The sequence below is a fragment of the Paraburkholderia sp. FT54 genome (assembly GCF_031585635.1).
In the GTDB taxonomy this organism is placed as follows: domain Bacteria; phylum Pseudomonadota; class Gammaproteobacteria; order Burkholderiales; family Burkholderiaceae; genus Paraburkholderia.
Window position 1 is genome coordinate 2104931 of the sequence record NZ_CP134196.1, and the last position, 17383, is coordinate 2122313.

Genomic DNA, 17383 nt, shown 5'->3' on the forward strand with positions numbered 1-17383 from the left:
GGCAAGCGCGGCTATACCGGCACACATTCGGACACAGTTAGCCAACTTCATTACGACGCGATTACATGCGTGAGCGGGCGGCTCATTCCAGCCAGTACGCACCACAGCCCTTTTGAATCTCCACCACAATCAGGCTGTATAAGCTATCCTCGCGCGCCATCCGGTGTTTCACTAGCTACCCGATCTTTTTGAACTGATAAGCTTGGCGCGCGCTGCTGGCCGCCCCGGTTGGCAGCTTCAACCCAAGCCCGGTCGTGAGTCGCGCCGGGCGCCCCGCGGCGGCACAACCGCATGCGGGAGTATTTGAACTACACGAGGAGTAAAAACAGTGAAAAAACTGCTAGCGGCTTTGACGGTTGCTCTGCTTGCTACCGTCTCGATTGGCGCACACGCTAAAGACTGGTCGACCGTCCGTTTCGGCGTTGACGCCAGCTATCCTCCGTTTGAGTCGAAGGGCTCGGACGGCAAGCTCGTTGGCTTCGACATCGACCTCGGCAATGAAATCTGCGCGCGCCTGAAGGCCAAGTGCGTGTGGGTCGAAAACGACTTCGACGGCATGATCCCGGCCCTGAAAGCGAAGAAGTTCGACGGCGTGCTGTCGTCGATGTCCATGACCCCGCAACGCGCCGAGCAGATCGCCTTCTCGAACAAGCTGTTCAACACGCCGACGCGCCTCGTGGCGAAGAAGGGTTCGGGCATCCTGCCGACGGCCGACTCGCTCAAGGGCAAGACGGTTGGCGTGGAGCAAGGCACGATCCAGGAAACCTACGCGAAGACGTACTGGGAAGCGAAGGGCACGAAGGTCGTGCCGTATCAGAACCAGGACCAGGTCTATGCCGACTTGCTGTCGGGCCGTCTGGACGCAGCGCTGCAAGACGCGGTGCAAGCTGAAATCGGCTTCCTGAAGACGCCGCGCGGCGCCGGCTTCGAATTCGTCGGCAAGAACCTCGACGATCCGAAGATCCTCGGCAACGGCGCGGGCATCGGCATGCGCAAGGAAGACACCGATCTGAAGGCGAAGGTCGACAAGGCGATCGCCGACATCATCAAGGACGGTACGTACAAGAAGCTCGAGAAGAAGTACTTCGACTTCGACGTGTACGGCGGCTAAACCAGCGATGCGCGTCTGACGACGCGCATGCCGGTTGGCAGAAACGGGCTCCGCCACAGGCGGAGCCCGTTTCATTTGCGGCGCCGCATAAAACCACACACTGCGTCATATCGGCTAAGATCGTGCGATCGAGGCGCCCGTGAGGCGCTGCACAGCGGCCCGGGACTGACCGGCCGTCAAGCAAGTTTCCCCACTGTTATCAACGAGATAGCGCGGCACGCCCTACCTGGCCGCGGATTTGAAAACCATGCAAACCCAAACCCATCCGCTGATTGCCCCGACGCTCGGCACCGCCCGCAACCTCACGAGTTTCCACTACGGTCCCGGCGACGGGCAGAAGATCTACATCCAGTCGTCGCTGCATGCCGACGAGCTGCCCGGCATGCTGGTGTCGTGGGCGCTGCGCCGCAAGCTGGCTGCGCTGGAAGCGGCCGGCAAGATTCGCGGCGAAGTCGTGGTCGTGCCCGTGGCCAACCCGATCGGCCTGAATCAGCACTTTCTCGGTCATCTGACGGGACGCTTCGAAACCAACACCGCGCAAAACTTCAACCGTAACTTCCACGATCTGTCGGCGCTGGTGCAGCCGGTGATCGAGTCGCGCCTGACCGACAACATCGACGCCAACCGCACGGCGATCCGCACGGCCATGCGCGAGGCGCTCGACGCGCAGAAGCCGGCAACCGAACTGGAATCGCAGCGCCTCGCACTGCAAAAGCTATCGTACGACGCCGATGTCGTGCTCGATCTGCATTGCGACTGGGAAGCCGCGATGCACCTCTACACGAACCCCGATCTGTGGCCGGAAGTCGAGCCGCTCGCCTGCTACCTGGACGCCAAGGCGTCGCTGCTCGCGCTCAATTCGGTGGGCAACCCGTTCGACGAAATTCACAGCTTCTGCTGGTCGGATCTGCGCGGCCGCTACGGCGACCGCTTCCCGATTCCGAACGGCTCGATCTCGGTGACGATCGAACTGCGCGGCCAGCGCGAAGTGTCGTACGAGTACGCCGAGCATGATGCCCAGGCGATCATCGAATACCTGACCTCGCGTGGCGTGATCGACGGCACGGCCGCCCCGCTGCCGCCGCTCGAATTCGCCGCCACCCCGCTTGCCGGCGCCGAGCCGATCGTCGCGCCCATGAGCGGCGTGCTGGTTTATCGCTGCGAAGTGGGCACCTGGATCGATGTCGGCCATGAGATCGCCGATATCGTCGATCCGCTGACGGAGCAGGTCGTCACCCTGAAGAGCAGCGTGGCCGGCGTGCTGTACGCACGGCATTTGACGCGCTTTGCGACGGCCGGCCTGGAGTTCGCGCGCATCGCCGGCGCGAAGGCGTTCCGCAGCGGGTCGCTGTTGAGCAACTAAGGCGCATCCCTGGGCGGTGCAGCGTTAGCGCATCGCGCCCGTCGAGGCTTGAACCGAAACGCAAATCGCCCGCTATTTCAGCGGGCGATTTGCGTTGACGTACTGTTTATCAACAACCCTGCTCAGAAAGCCGGAATGATCGCGCCTTTGAATTGCGTATCGATGTACTTGCGCACTTCGTCCGACTCATACGCCGCCACCAGCTTCTTCACCCACGGCTGATTGCGGTCCTTCTCGCGCACCGCGATCAGATTCGCGTACGGGCCTTTGAGGTCCTCGATCGCGATCGCGTCCTGGGTCGGCTGCAGGCCGGCCTTGACCGCGTAGTCGGTATTGATCGACGCCGCGTCGAGGTCGCCGAGCGCGCGCGGCAACTGCGCGGCATCGAGTTCGACCAGCCTGATCTTCTTCGGATTCTCAGCGACATCGAGCGGCGTCGCGTTCACTCCGTTCGTGCCGACGCCCGGCTTCAGCTTGATCACGCCGTACTTCTGCAGAAGCAGCAGCGCGCGGTTGCCGTTCGACGGATCGTTCTGGATGCCGACCTTCGCGCCTTCCGGCAAGTCCTTGAGCGACTTGAGTTTCTTCGAATAGAAACCCATTGGCGACACGTAGGTCAGGCCGACGTTGACGATCCTGTAGCCGCGCTGCCTGATCTGGCTGTCGAGAAACGGCTGGTGCTGAAAACCGTTGGCGTCGAGGTCGCCCGCGTCGAGCGCCGCGTTCGGCTGAATGTAATCGTTGAATTCGATGACCTTGACGTTCAATCCTTCGCGCGCCGCCACTTTCGTCACGACCGACCAGATTTGCGCGTCCGGACCGCTCATCGTGCCGATCTTGAGTTGTTTGTCGTCCGCGTGCGCGAACGTGGCCGTCAGCGAGACGGCGGCGATAGCGAGCAGATTCTGGATGATTATCCGGCGTTGCATGCGGTGCCTCACGTGTGATTTGTCGATAGGCGCGCATCGTCGCATGCGGCCGCGGCGCCCGAAAACCAATCGTTTTTCACACGCTAATACGCACGATCTGGAGAAAGCTTATATGCGCGTGCCCTGCGCGACTCGCGCTGGCGGCGCCATGCGAGTGTCGCGCCGGCGCGACAGATTCCAAAAATAACCAGGCTGTCACATGCCTTACTCTGCGTTCCCTTAAATTGCGGGCCATCGCACGACCTTACCGAAGAGTTGGGCGCCGCGATCGCTTAATTTTTAATCGGAGAAAGTCTTGAACAAGAAAGTATTGACCGCCGCTACTCTCGCCGTCTTCGCCACTGCCGCCCACGCACAAAGCAGTGTCACGCTGTATGGCTTGATCGATGCCGGTATCAGCTACGTGAACAACTCGAAGACCGCAACGGGTCACGACAACCTCTTCAAATACGACGACGGCGTTGCACAAGGCAGCCGTTGGGGCCTGCGCGGCACGGAAGACCTGGGTGGCGGCCTGAAGGCGCTGTTCGTGTTGGAAAACGGCTTTAACAGCGGCAACGGCACGCTGGGCCAGGGCGGCGCGCTGTTCGGCCGTCAGGCCTATGTCGGTCTGTCGAAGGACACTATGGGCTCGCTGACGTTCGGCCGCCAGTACTCGTTTTCGACGGACTATCTGGGCGGCAACTACTCGACCGGCGGCCAGACCGTCGCGGGTAACTACGCTTACCACATCAACGACGTCGACCAGCTGACGTCGAGCCGTATCAACAACGCAGTCAAGTTCAGCAGCGCGAATTTCGCGGGCCTGACCTTCGGCGCGATGTACGGCTTCTCGAACCAGGCTGGCGCATTCGCCGGCGCACCGGCAACCGGCACGGCCGCTGCACCGGTCGCGGGTTCGTCGCGTGCTTATAGCTTCGGCGTGAACTACGCAAACGGCCCGTTCGGCGTCGGCGCGGCTTACACGGACATCCGCTACCCGGGTCAGGCAACGCCGGCGTTCTCGACGGCCATGGCCAACGTGACGACGGGCACCGTGCGCGACCTGCGTACGTTCGGCGTCGGCGGCCGTTACTCGATCGGCGCAGCCACGCTGTGGGCGTTGTACACGAACACGCGCTTCGAGCCGATCACGGGCGGTTCGACGACGTTCGCCGCCTATGAAGCAGGCGCGAAGTACGCGTTCACGCCGGCTCTGACGGCAGGCGCGGGCTACACGTACATGCACCTGAGCAACGCCAACACGGGCCACTGGAACCAGGCGGACCTGAGCGTCGATTACGCGCTGAGCAAGCGTACGGACGTGTATGCACTGGGTATCTACCAGATCGCTTCGGGCCACAACGCGGCAACGGGCGATGTGCAGGCGCAGATCGGTTCGAGCACGAGCTACTTCAACACGTCGGGCACGGGTTCGGATAACCAGCTGGCGTTCCGCGTCGGTATCCGTCACAAGTTCTAAGCGAGTCTCCCGCTCGGCGGGGAACGCGGTTCCCTGCTGGATCGAGGTTCTGGAAAACGCCCTGCGGGGCGTTTTTTCTTTTTGGGCGAGTCCTTTTCTATCTGAAATCGTTCGCCGCGCTGGTTTCCGATAGAGGCCCGGTGCTGCCAGGCGACATCGTCCTCGCCGACGATAACGGCGTATTGTTTACCGACGCCTCGACGTTGGCGAACACCACGCACACGAAAGCCAGTGCGAACCTCGGAGTCCTTTCAAATGCAAACGACGCAATTATCCGACCCTGCGCTGGAATCGCGCGCCGCACGCAGCGCGCGATCCGTTAGCGAGCAGCATGTGCGGGAAGAACTGGCCGCGCTGTACCGGCTGGTCGCGCATTTCCGCATGACGGACATGATCGACACGCACATTACCGCCCGTCTGCCGAGCGCGTCGGGTGAGCCAGCCGCCTTCCTGATCAATCGCTATGGCGTCCTGTTCCACGAGATGCGCGCGTCGGATCTGGTGAAGATCGATCATCAGGGCAAGGTCATCGACGCGCGCGCACACGCCGAGCCCGCGTTGTTCCGCGTGAACGCCGCGGGTTTCACGATCCACTCGGCCATTCACGCCGCGCGCGACGACCTGCACTTCGTGATCCACACGCACACGGCGGCCGGCACCGCTGTATCCGCACAGGAACAAGGCCTGCTGCCGATCAGTCAGCATGCGTTGAAGTTCTACGGCAAGCTCGGCTACCACGATTACGAAGGCATCGCACTGGAACTCGGCGAACGCGAACGTCTGGTCCGCGATCTCGGCACCTGCAAGGCGATGATCCTGCGCAATCACGGACTGCTGGCAGCCGGCGCCACGGCCGCCGAAGCATTCCATGAGATCTACTTTCTCGAACGTGCCTGTCAGGCGCAGATTCAGGCGCTGGCCGGCGGCAGCGCATTGCGCATCCCGCCGCGCGAAGTCTGTGAACTGACCGCGAGCCAGTTCGATCGCGAGGATTCGGCGGAAATCGCGGAGCTGGCGTGGCAAGCCGCGCTCCGTTTGATCGACGACCCGAAATCCGATTACCGCGGCTAGCCGCATTCTCCCGCGTCCTGGCCTTTGCGCTCAGCGCCGATGTCCAGGCTGAGCGCCGCCTGTCGTGCGCTCCAACTCCGCATCACGCGCCTCAGACAACGACATGGTTTTTACTTCGTATGACTGACTTCGATCCGCTGCTGGAAGGCGGCGCGACGCAAACCATTCGAGTCGCGCCGTCCTGCATCGCGAAGTTCACCCGACCAGAAGCGTGGATTTCAGGGGGACGGCATTCGCCAGATTGTAGAAGTTGGGAGATGTGGCCATGACAGCATCGTGGATTTCAGCGAACTGTTCCCTGGTACCGCTGCCCTTGATACGAACGGTGTAACGCAGGCTCTCGTAGCCGTTTGCCACGTTCGGGTCGATCCCGAGAAATCCTCTGAGGTCGATGTCACCCTCGGTTTCGATCTGCAGAGATTCGAGCGTGATCCCGCGAACAGCGCACTGCGCCGCGTAGCCCACCGTCATGCAAGCGTTCAGCGCCGCGATCAGATGCTCCTGAGGATTGGCGAACTGGTTCGACCCGCCGAGTTCGCGAGGCTCGTCGATATCGATCGTGAATCGACGCGACACGTCCTGCCCTCCGAGCGCAAACCCCTTTACCTCGGAGTGACTCCGGGTCTGCCCCTGCCAGGTCGTGGCAACGCGCCAGCTGGTGGTGGCTTTCGATGCATCGCCCTTGACGCCCTCGATCAGTGAGAACAGGTCGTCGACGTTCAGGCCGTTGACGATATTGGCTTCTTTGGTCTGCGCATTGGCATTCATCTTCCATCTCCTGGACAAACGTGGCTTGTTGAGCTTCGGAAAAATCCCGTTGCAGAATGGCGAGCGCAGTCTGGATGCGCATGCCCTGGTCTGCGCGATGTCACGGCCGCTACCAACCCGGAATCGGGCGGCCGACCTGGCATCACGGTGGCTCAAATGTACGGTTGGCAGACGCGGGGTTCAATGATCAGGTCGCCGTAAGATATGACCGAAACGCCTTATAGCTTTGACGTGTCCGGATGAACGTTGCGTCGGGCATGGCATGGGCCGCACGCCAGCGGTAGCCGTGTGAAAGACCGACAAGCGCACTGACTACGTGATCTCGTGTGCGAGCGCAGCGATCGATCGTGCTAGGCTACGTAGCTATCGTCCCACCTGGTAAATTCCGACGACAGGCAGGAAAAGCAGCACCCAAGTTCACGTTGCCCGAATATCCGCGTCCGCTCCCTCGTTGACTCAAAACGCAGGCGATACAAGGTGGATCGATGATCGACGTTGACCAGCGTAGTGTCCGGCTGCGGCGCCTGTGCGTCGCGCTATGCGGCTGCGCCGCAGTGGCCGGCTGCATGGTCGGTCCCGACTACCGCTCTCCCCCCGCGCCGGCTACCGACTCCTATACCGCTTCGCCGCTGCCCGAGCAGACCGCCTCTTCTCCGGGAACGGCCGGCTTGCCGCAACGCTTCGTCCCGGGACAGGACATTCCCGCCGCCTGGTGGGCGCTCTTTCATTGCGAGCCGCTCGATACGCTGATCCGTCAGGCACTCGTCAATAGTCCGAACATCGCGGCGGCGCAAGCGGCCCTTCGGCAGGCACGCGAAAACTTCTCGGCGCAAGCCGGCGGCACGCTTCTGCCCAGCGTGGACGCGCAACTTGGCGCCACGCGCGAAAAATTGAACGGCATCTCATTCGGCCAGCCCGGACTCGTCGATGAGTTCAATCTCTACAACGCGTCGGTGAACGTGTCGTACAAACTCGATGTATTCGGCGGCGCACGACGCGAACTCGAAGCGTTGCACGCGCAAGTCGATTACCAGCGCTTCCAGTTGCAGGCCGCCTATCTCGCGATATCCGCCAACATGGTGACCGCGGCCGTCAAGGAAGCGTCGCTGCGCGCCCAGATCGAGGCAACCGAGCGCATCGCCGCGGAAGAAGACGAACAACTGGGCGTACTCGGCAAGCAGTTCGAACTGGGGGGCGTGGGCCGCACGGCGGTGCTCGCGCAGCAGACCCTGTTGGCGCAGACCCGCGCAACGCTGCCGCCGCTGCAACAGCAACTCGATCAGGTGCGTCACCAGCTCGCCGTGCTGGCGGGCAACTTGCCCAGCGAAACCGCGTTGCCCGAATTCAGGCTCGAGATGTTTTCGTTACCCGAGACGCTGCCTGTGAGCCTGCCGTCGGCGCTGGTACAGCAGCGGCCCGACATTCTCGCCGCCGACGCGGTGCTGCATCAGGCCAGCGCGCAAATCGGCGTAGCCACCGCCGCGATGTATCCGCAGATCACGCTGTCCGCCAGCTACGGCGCCGAGGCTCTGACGCCGGCCCAGGTGTTCAAGGCGGGCAGCACCATCTGGAGCCTCGGCGCCGGCCTGCTGCAACCGGTGTTCCATGGCGGACAACTGAGCGCGCAGAAGCGCGCGGCCGAAGCGGCATACGAGCAGGCCGATGCGCAATACCGCGAAACGGTCCTGCTGGCGTTCCAGAACGTCGCGGACTCGCTGCGCGCGCTCGATCACGACGCGACCGGCCTGAAGGCGCAGACGGATGCCTGGCGTGCCGCCAACGACTCACTGGAACTGACGCGTGGGCAGTATCGCGTCGGCGGGGTGAGCTATCTGGCGCTTCTCGATGCCCAACGCCAATACCAGCAAACGGTGGTGAGCCTCGCGCAGGCGCAGGCAGCCCGCTACGCCGACACCGCGGCCCTCTTCCAGGCGCTCGGTGGCGGCTGGTGGAGCGCCGCCGCGCCGGCCACCGCCGCGACGACGCATTGAGATAGCCCGCCAGGACATTCGCTACACCGCTCTTTGCAACACGCGCCGCCGGAAACGAAGGAACGAATGGACGAACCGTCCGGCGCTTCGCCCAATGCCGTGCAAGGACATCACGATGACCGAACGAAAACCGATGGCAAAGCGGATGGCGATCATGCTGATCTGTGTCGGCCTGCTGCTGGCCGCGCTCGTCGGCTTCAACATGTTCCGCACGCATATGTTCGCCAGATTCATGGCGGGCAACGCGGCGCCGCCCGCCACCGTGTCGGCGATCGTCGCCGGCTATCAGCAGTGGCAACCGCAGCTTGCGGCGGTCGGCAGCCTGCGCGCCGTGCGCGGCGTCGATGTCACCACCGAAGTCGCGGGCCTCGTGCGCGAGGTGGCGTTCCGCTCGGGGCAGGAAGCGAAAGCCGGGCAAGTTCTTATCAGACTCAATGCCGACAGCGACGTGGCGCTGCTCCAGTCGCTCCAGGCAGCCGCGGAACTCGCGCAGACGGTCTACACGCGCGACAAGGCGCAATACGACATCAAGGCGATCGCCATGGCGCAACTCGACGCGGACGCCGCCGACCTGAAGGGCAAGAAGGCGCAAGTCGCGCAACAGGTCGCGCTCGTCGACAAGAAGACCATCCGCGCACCGTTTGCGGGGCGCCTCGGCATCACCACGATCAATCCAGGGCAATACCTCAATCCGGGCGATGCGATCGTCACACTGCAGGCGATCGATCCGATCTACGCCGATTTCTCCCTGCCGCAGCAGCAGCTCGGCCAACTCGCGATCGGCCAGACCATCGCGGTCGACACCAATGCCTACAGCGGGCAAACCTTCGTGGGCAAGATCCAGTCGGTCAGCCCGAAAGTCGACAGCACTACGCGCAACGTGCAGATCGAGGCCAGCGTGGACAATCACGAGCGCAAGCTGCTGCCGGGCATGTACGCGAACGTGAAGATCGACGCGGGCGCCGGACAGCGCTACCTGACGCTGCCGCAGACCGCCATCACCTACAACCCTTATGGCGCGACCGTGTTCATCGTCAAGCCGGGCGCGCAGGCCAACGCGCAGGGCAAGGCGCTGCCCGTCGCGCAGCAGGTGTTCGTCACGCCTGGCCCGACGCGCGGCGATCAGGTCGCGATCCTCAAAGGTGTCGACGCCGGCACGCAGGTCGTGACGAGCGGACAGCTCAAACTCAAGAACGGCACGCCGCTCGTCATCAACAACAGCGTGCAGCCGGCGGACAATCCGAACCCGGCGCCTCAGGAACAATAGAGAGACCGCGCGATGACCTTCACCGATCTCTTCATCCGGCGGCCCGTGCTTGCCTCGGTCGTCAGCCTGCTGATCCTCGTGCTCGGACTGCGCTCGCTGGCCGCCCTGAAAGTCAGCCAGTATCCGCAAACCGAAAACGCCGTCGTGACGATCACCACGGCCTACTATGGCGCGAACGCCGATACCATGGCCGGCTTCATCACGCAGCCGCTCGAGGCGGCGATCGCCCAGGCGCAAGGCATCGACTACATGTCGTCGACGAGCAGCACCGGCGTGTCGACCATTACCGCGACGCTGCGCCTGAACTACGACGCGAACCGCGCGCTGACCGAGATCAACACGCAGATCGGCTCGGTACGCAACCAGTTACCGCCGCAGGCGCAGCAGCCGGTACTGACGATACAGACCGGGCAGACCACCGACGCGATGTACATGGGCTTCTACAGCGACGTGCTGCCGAGCAACAACGTCACGGATTACCTGTTGCGCGTCATCAAGCCCAAGCTCGATTCGATCGAAGGCGTGCAGACCGCGGAAATCCTCGGCGGCCGGCAGTTCGCGCTGCGCGCGTGGCTCGACGCGACACGTCTCGCCGCCCACGGCGTGACGGCCGCCGACATCTTCACGGCGCTCGGCAACAACAACTACCTCGCGACACTCGGCACGACCAAGGGGCAAATGGTCAGCGTCGATCTGAACGCCGGCACCGACCTCCACACTGTGAACGACTTCAAGCAACTCGTCATCAAGCAGAAGAACGGCGCGATCGTGCGCCTCGAAGACGTCGCGAACGTCGTGCTCGGCGCCGACAGCTACGACTTCAACGTCGCGTTCAGCGGCAAGCGTTCGGTGTTCATCGGCATCAAGGTCGCGCCGGACGCCAACATTCTCGATGTCGCCAAGCGCGTGAAAGCCATCTTTCCCGGGCTGCAGAAGCAGTTTCCAACCGGCATGACGGGAGAGATCGTTTATGACGCAACGGATTTCGTCAACACGGCCATCGTCGAAGTCATCAAGACGCTGGTCGAGGCGCTGCTGATCGTCAGCGCGGTGATTTTCCTGTTCCTCGGCAGCTTGCGCGCGGTCATCGTGCCGCTGATTGCCATGCCGTTGTCGCTCATCGGCACGTTCTTCGTGATGCAATTGCTCGGCTATTCGATCAATCTGCTGACGCTGCTCGCGCTCGTGCTCGCGATCGGACTTGTGGTGGACGACGCGATCATCGTGGTCGAAAACGTCGATCGTCACATGAAGGAGGAAGGCAAGGCGCCCCTCGATGCCGCGCTGATCGCCGCGCGCGAACTCGGCGGACCGATTCTCGCGATGACCGTCGTGCTGATCGCCGTGTATGCGCCGATCGGTTTTCAGGGCGGCCTGACCGGCGCCCTCTTCACCGAGTTCGCATTCTCGCTGGCCGGCGCGGTGACGGTGTCCGGCGTGATCGCCCTTACGCTGTCGCCGATGATGTGCTCGCGCTTCTTTCGCGCGGAGCAGGAGTCGGGGCGCTTCGCGCGCTTCGTCGACCGCCAGTTCGAACGCGTTCATCGCGGCTACGGCCGCCTGTTGCACGCGACGCTCGACACCTGGCCCGTGTTCACCGTGATGGGCGCGCTGCTGCTCGGCGGCACGGTCTACCTGTTCATGACGTCGAAATCGGAGCTCGCGCCGCAGGAGGATCAGGGAATCGTACTGTCCCAGATCCAGGGGCCGCCGAACGCGACCATCCAGCAGATGCAGACGTACGCGGACCAGGTATTCGACATATCCAAAGCCTTGCCTGAATACGCGCAGATGTTCCAGCTCACGGGCGCGCCGACAGTCAACCAGGGGATCGGCGGCGTGCTGTTCAAGACATGGGACCAGCGCAGCAAGGGCGCGACCGCGTTGCAGCAGGAATTGCAGCAGAAATGGAATGAGATTGCCGGGGCGCGCGTCGCGGCGTTCCAGTTTCCGCCGCTGCCGGGCTCGCAGGGCTTGCCGGTGCAGTTCGTCATCAGCACGACCGAGCCTTTCGAGAACCTCAACGAAGTATCGCAGGCCGTCCTGCAAAAAGCCCGCGCGAGCGGCATGTTTTTCTTCGTCGACAGCGATCTCAAGCTCGATAAGCCGGAAGCCGTGCTCGTCGTCGACCGCGACAAGGTGGCCTCGCTCGGGCTCTCGCAGAGCGACGTCGGGCAGGCGCTCGGTTCGGCGCTCGGGGGCGGCTATGTCAACTACTTCTCGATCGCCGGGCGTTCGTACAAGGTGATTCCGCAGGTATTGCAGACGGACCGCCTGAATCCTTCGCAGGTGCTCGATTACTACCTGCGCACGCCAGACGGCAGTGTCATGCCGGCTTCGACCATTGCGCATCTCGAACACAACGTGGTGCCGGAATCGATCAACCATTTCCAGCAACTCAACTCGGCGACGATCTCTGGCGTGATCGTGCCGGGCGTATCACAAGGGGAGGTTCTCGACTTTCTGCGCACGGCGACCGCGCAAGCCGCGCCCGCGGGTTATTCGGCGGATTACTCGGGGCAATCGCGGCAGTTCGTGCAGGAGTCCGGCGGTTTCGTCATCACGCTGATGTTCGCGACGATCATCGTGTTCCTGGCGCTCGCGGCACAATTCGAAAGTTTCCGCGATCCGGTCGTGATCCTGATTTCGGTGCCGATGGCGCTCTTCGGCGCGCTCATCTTCATCAATATCGGCTTGACGACGCTGAACATCTACACGCAGGTCGGGCTCGTCACGCTGATGGGGCTCGTCAGCAAGCACGGCATTCTGATCGTCCAGTTCGCCAACGAACTGCAACACGCCGGCAGATCGAAGCGCGAAGCGCTGGAAGAAGCCGCCGGCGTGCGGCTGCGCCCGATTCTGATGACGACGGCGGCGATGGTGCTCGGCGTCCTGCCGCTCGTGGTCGCCTCAGGAGCAGGCGCCGCAGGCCGCAATGCGATGGGCCTCGTGATCTTCACGGGGCTGTCGATCGGCACGCTCTTCACCTTGTTCGTGGTGCCCGCGATGTATATGTTTCTCGCGGCCGATCATCATCGGGACACCGCGGCACCGCGGGCCGGTTAGCGTTTGGCGTGCCGTGGAATTCCGCGGTGACCGCGACCAGTTTTAGCAAGGGCGGTCGCGAACCAGATCCAAAGCTCGCGACTGTCACCGCGATCAGTGCGCCCACACCGATCGGCGCGCGGATACAGGCGGTCGCGTTCGCAGTCTTCGCTCAGGAGCGGGAGGCTCCACGTGAGTCGGGAAATACGCCTACGCCTGCCCTCTTTCATGCCAATCATCTATATCGGTTCGAGCCCGATGCTCAAGCGCACTGAGCGCCATCAGCGGGTCGATCTTGGCCCTTGGAATGGCCATTTCGATTGCCGGGGGTGCGCCTTTGTGCTTATCCCCGTCAGTACGTTCAATCACAGCATGACATATCCACTGAACGCCAAGCTCATCCGGCGCACCGTCAGCGGTCACGCGAAAACCACGATGTTCAAAAACCACAAACCCTCCAGACATAGAACGAAATGCAGGTACCTCGACGACCATGTACACCGAGGATCATGGGAAGCCTAACATGGGTGCCCAACCCTCTGCATTAGAGTGCCAAACTCGATTACACGTAGCTGACTCTTGCGCAAAAATGCGCACCTCGCTGAAAGGGAGCCGCATGCAAACGGTGTGCGAACGTCGCTCCCGGCGTCAGCACGCGTGGCCGCATTCCAGATTTCAGACAGGGTTTTGATGAGTTTCGATGAGACCGTCGGCCGGTCGCTTACATCTGTATTCCGGCCGCGATGATGATAGAGAGGGCGAGGACACACAACTCGAAGGTTGTGAATCGGGGGTATCTAATGTTCATCTTCATCCTCATGTCCCACGAAGGATCTTCATCAGGTCATCGTATGGCGACAAGGTGCTTTCCAAAACTTGTCAGCCACTCCGAAGCAGGAGCCTATCCGTGAATAGCAAGTGCATTCGCCGTCGACGGAGCCATGGCGTCCTCGTCGCCGATGCGGAACGGGTCATCTCGTTCCGGTCATCGTTGGCTACTGCCAGACCGCAAATCCGCTGCATTCCGTGGTCATTTCGGCGAAGCACTTCGCACAACAGACGGCGGTTATATTCGGCCAAATGCTCACGTGCTTCTGAACGTCTTCCTTCAACTCGCCGCATTCATCGCAGCGTTCCAACACCCGGACCTGGAGCGGTCGGTTGTGCCACTTTTCAAGCGCGTTCATGTCAGCAACCCTCCCATGGAATCAAGATAGACCGACGACTCCAGGAAAACTATTCTACGAACGGTTGCTGCAGTTCTACCTGGACATAGTGCACCTATACGCCTGGATAACTCGAGGCTTCCAAGGGGGCTAGTGTTCGGATCTTGACGACGATGTTGCGGGATCCGTTACTGGAAAGCCGGTCATACTCGATTCAACAAACAATTCTTGCGGGCTAAAGAGTCAGCGTTTCGTGCGCCTTGACAATGTCGCTTGCCACCACCTCGATTGGCTCGCGCTTGAGCATCGCCTTTGAGCGTAGCGACTGATACGCGTGCTCTTCCGACACACCGCGCCTTTCCATCAGGATCTGCGTGGCCTGCTGGACCACTCGAACCTTCGCCTGCTTCTTCTCGAGCCGCTCGATGTATCGATCGCGCACCCGCAATGCCTGACATTGCGTCAGCGCCACCGCAATCGCCGTCAGCAATCCGAATGAACGCACTGGCGACGGTATCGTCGTCAGCGCGTTCAGGCGCAGCACTGCTTCAACGGTGATCGGATTTTCGCAGGTCACCACCGGAATCACGGGCGGCGATAGGCTGGTTCCGAGCCAAGGAAAATCGGCCGAGAGGGTTTCGGGGCGCATTGCCATCAGCACGAGGCCGGTTCCGAAGGGCAAGCAGTCGAGTGTCGGCCAGCAGACCGTCACGTCGCATCCAATGCGATGGAGTTGAGCTAGAAGCTCGTCGCCGTCCTGATCTTGCGGATGAATCACAACAACTTTCAGCGAGCGCAAATCGCGAAGGATCGCCAGGCTATCCGCAGTCCACTTCATCGTTGCGCCCTGGCATGTAAGCACACGCGACGCGAGTCCTCGGGCCCGACTTCGCCTGGGTTGATTACATCGTCGAGGCCCGAAGGAAGACGGTGCAGTCGCGCAAACCTGGCGACCTCTAGTTGCATGGTAAGTCTCCTGTAGCCAGACCGAAGAGCGTACCGTGAGGCCGGTGCCCAGGCGATGCTTCACGGCGCGTTGACCCAATCTACGCCAACGCCGGCACCGCCAAAGAGGAGATCGGCCCCGCGGGAGCCGGAAGCGCATGTCGTCGTGGTGGCCGAACCGCGGGCTTCCCGCTGGTGTAACAGCCAGCGCGTAGCGATGAGAGAAGATTAGGCCGAGCCGGAGGACGAATCTACTCTACGGTTGGATATGCCAATGCCGCGTTAGCGTACCGCGCTTATACGGAGGTATAAGCGCAACGAGGGATGAACGCCTGGATTAACCGCCCATCTCTGCAAATATCAGAGCGGCGGTTCGCCTTGATCTCGTCAATAGCCAGTCGCTCCGCCTGAACCACCGGCGGAGCCACACGCTATTTGCACCGCTCAGACCTTTGCGGCACCTTAGAGCTGCACGCCGCGCGTGAGCGCGCCATCCACGACGAGATTCGCCCCGCTCACGAAGCTCGCCGCCGGACTCGCGACGAACGCAACCGCGTTCGCGATCTCCTGCGGGCGCGCCATGCGTCCGCTGGGATTCAGCGCGAGTGCTTCCGCGAACAGCTTCGGGTCGTTGTGTTCGATGTGATCCCACACGCCGCCTTCGAAATAGACGTTGCCCGGCGACACGGCGTTCGCGCGAATGCCCTTCGGCGCGAGGTGATAGGCGAGGCCTTGCATGTAGTGGATCAGCGCCGCCTTGAAGGTCCCGTAAGGGCCGGCGGCGAAGTCGATTTCGCGGCCGGACACGCTCGATATCGCGATGATCGAGGCGGCCTTGCTCGCTTCGAGAAACGGTAGCGCGGCATCGACCAGATTGACCGTGCCCATCAGGTCGGTTTCGAACTCCTTGCGCCACGATTCGAGATCGTTGCCGATCGACAGCGCGCTCACATTGGCGACCACGATGTCGATTCCGCCCAGTTGCGCGGCGGCTTCGCGGGTCCAGGCCTGTAACGCGGGACCGTTGGAAACGTCGACCGAGGCGCCGCACACCTTGACCGCACCACGGGTGGCCTGCACGATGCCGGCCACCGTCTGTTCGACGGCGGCGCCATCACGCGCGCAAAGCGCGACGTGCGCGCCTTCGGTGGCCAGCGTTTGCGCAATGGCGCGGCCGATACCTTTGGTGCCGCCGGTAACAAGTGCCTTCAAACCGTTGAGTTTCAGATCCATGGTGGCGTCTCCTCAGGCAGCCGGTGCGAGATATTTCTTGCTGATCGCCGCGCCGACCGAATACTTCGGGTCGACGAAATTGCCCAGCCGCACCTTGCCGCACTGGCTGAGCATCATGTAGGCATCCCAGCGGTCGAAGCCGTATTCCTTTTCCATCCACAGCACCAGTTCGTGGTACGCGATGCGCGTTGCGTCTTCAAGCGGGCGCGCACTGCCGATCGCCATCAGCAGCTCATCCGTTTCGAGGCGCGGCCATTCGATGTGCCAGCCCTTGATCAGATCGACGTGGATCGTGGTCGTGCTGGAGAATTCGACGGCGGTGCCGCATACTTCGCCGTCGCCCTGGCAGGCGTGCGCGTCGCCGATAAAGAGCCGCGCACCGGCGGAGCGCACCGGCAGATACGTGATGCTGCCCGGGCCCATGTCGGGCACGTCCATATTGCCGCCGTGATTGTCCGGCGTGAGCGAATTGATCGAGTCGATTTCCGGCGACAGGCTCAGTGTGCCGATATGCGGCTTGTACGGCAGCGTGACGCGCTTGCTCCAGTAGACGCCTTCTTCGTCCACGTCGATCTTGCGGGTGATCTCGGGCAACGGCTCATTGAGCGTCGCGGTGTATTCCGTACCGGTCAGCGCGCCGAAGCGCGGAATCAGGCAGCAGGTGCCGCGCGGATTGTCGCCGCGCGGCAGCATCGATTCGATGTAGACCGCCACCACGTCGCCCTTCTCCGCGCCTTCGATCATGATCGGACCGCTTTGCGGATTCAGGAACGGCACCCGCAGCTTCTGACTCGGCAGATCCTGTTCCGTCAGGATCTTGCCGTCGAATGCGTCGCGTGTCTGAACCACTACCCGGTCGCCCGGGGCGATGTTCATCACCGGCGTCGAGTACGGTCCGATGGTGTAGTGAAATGTGCCCTGACGGGATTCGCTGAGATCATGCGTTTCACGGACCTGGCCGCGTGCGACGCCGCGCGTGTACATGATCGATTGTTCGAGCCAGTTCATTATGGTGTTTCCTGTTCAAATGTG

General features: G+C 62.3%; 13 protein-coding genes. 7 read left to right on the top strand and 6 right to left on the bottom strand.

Annotated elements, in window-relative coordinates:
• The first annotated feature begins 328 nt into the window (after window positions 1–328).
• Both RI103_RS28980 and RI103_RS28985 read left to right on the top strand, forming a co-directional pair.
• Window positions 329–1111, top strand: a complete 783-nt coding sequence (locus RI103_RS28980; protein ID WP_310815998.1) for an ABC transporter substrate-binding protein — start codon at window positions 329–331, stop codon at window positions 1109–1111.
• 247 nt (window positions 1112–1358) lie between these two features.
• Complete coding sequence (locus RI103_RS28985; RefSeq protein ID WP_310816000.1) at window positions 1359–2474, top strand: M14 family metallopeptidase; 1116 nt, start codon at window positions 1359–1361, stop codon at window positions 2472–2474.
• 122 nt (window positions 2475–2596) lie between these two features.
• Here the strand turns inward: RI103_RS28985 and RI103_RS28990 are convergent, their stop codons facing one another.
• Window positions 2597–3403: a MetQ/NlpA family ABC transporter substrate-binding protein gene (locus RI103_RS28990; RefSeq protein WP_310816001.1), complete on the bottom strand. Its 807-nt coding sequence runs from the start codon at window positions 3401–3403 to the stop codon at window positions 2597–2599.
• Between the two features lie 295 nt (window positions 3404–3698).
• On the opposite strand from RI103_RS28990, the gene RI103_RS28995 reads away from it, so the two are divergent.
• Together RI103_RS28995 and RI103_RS29000 are read left to right on the top strand one after the other, a co-directional pair.
• The gene (locus RI103_RS28995; RefSeq protein ID WP_310816002.1) at window positions 3699–4865 is read left to right on the top strand and encodes a porin; all 1167 of its coding nucleotides are present in this window, start codon (window positions 3699–3701) and stop codon (window positions 4863–4865) included.
• 255 nt (window positions 4866–5120) lie between these two features.
• Window positions 5121–5936, top strand: a complete 816-nt coding sequence (locus RI103_RS29000; protein WP_310816004.1) for a class II aldolase/adducin family protein — start codon at window positions 5121–5123, stop codon at window positions 5934–5936.
• Between the two features lie 195 nt (window positions 5937–6131).
• Here RI103_RS29000 and RI103_RS29005 read toward each other — a convergent pair whose 3' ends face one another.
• The gene (locus tag RI103_RS29005) at window positions 6132–6704 is read right to left on the bottom strand and encodes an OsmC family protein (RefSeq protein ID WP_310816005.1); all 573 of its coding nucleotides are present in this window, start codon (window positions 6702–6704) and stop codon (window positions 6132–6134) included.
• A gap of 485 nt (window positions 6705–7189) precedes the next feature.
• Between RI103_RS29005 and RI103_RS29010 the strand changes: the two genes are divergently transcribed.
• The 3 genes from RI103_RS29010 to RI103_RS29020 all read left to right on the top strand — a co-directional run bounded on the left by RI103_RS29010 (window position 7190) and on the right by RI103_RS29020 (window position 13028).
• A complete protein-coding gene (locus tag RI103_RS29010; RefSeq protein WP_310816006.1) occupies window positions 7190–8695 on the top strand; it encodes an efflux transporter outer membrane subunit in 1506 nt (501 codons plus the stop codon).
• 115 nt (window positions 8696–8810) lie between these two features.
• Entirely contained in the window at window positions 8811–9962 is a 1152-nt protein-coding gene (locus RI103_RS29015; protein WP_310816007.1) for an efflux RND transporter periplasmic adaptor subunit, read from the top strand.
• 12 nt (window positions 9963–9974) lie between these two features.
• Window positions 9975–13028, top strand: a complete 3054-nt coding sequence (locus RI103_RS29020) for an efflux RND transporter permease subunit (RefSeq protein WP_310816009.1) — start codon at window positions 9975–9977, stop codon at window positions 13026–13028.
• 189 nt (window positions 13029–13217) lie between these two features.
• On the opposite strand, the gene RI103_RS29025 is transcribed toward RI103_RS29020, so the two are convergent.
• From RI103_RS29025 to RI103_RS29040, 4 genes are all read right to left on the bottom strand, one after another.
• Window positions 13218–13502, bottom strand: coding sequence for a hypothetical protein (locus tag RI103_RS29025; RefSeq protein WP_310818601.1), 285 nt, complete (start codon window positions 13500–13502; stop codon window positions 13218–13220).
• Between the two features lie 906 nt (window positions 13503–14408).
• Complete coding sequence (locus RI103_RS29030) at window positions 14409–15011, bottom strand: ANTAR domain-containing protein (protein ID WP_310816010.1); 603 nt, start codon at window positions 15009–15011, stop codon at window positions 14409–14411.
• A gap of 569 nt (window positions 15012–15580) precedes the next feature.
• A complete protein-coding gene (locus RI103_RS29035; RefSeq protein ID WP_310816012.1) occupies window positions 15581–16351 on the bottom strand; it encodes an SDR family oxidoreductase in 771 nt (256 codons plus the stop codon).
• Between the two features lie 12 nt (window positions 16352–16363).
• Entirely contained in the window at window positions 16364–17359 is a 996-nt protein-coding gene (locus RI103_RS29040) for an acetamidase/formamidase family protein (protein WP_310816014.1), read from the bottom strand.
• Between the last annotated feature and the right edge of the window lie 24 nt (window positions 17360–17383).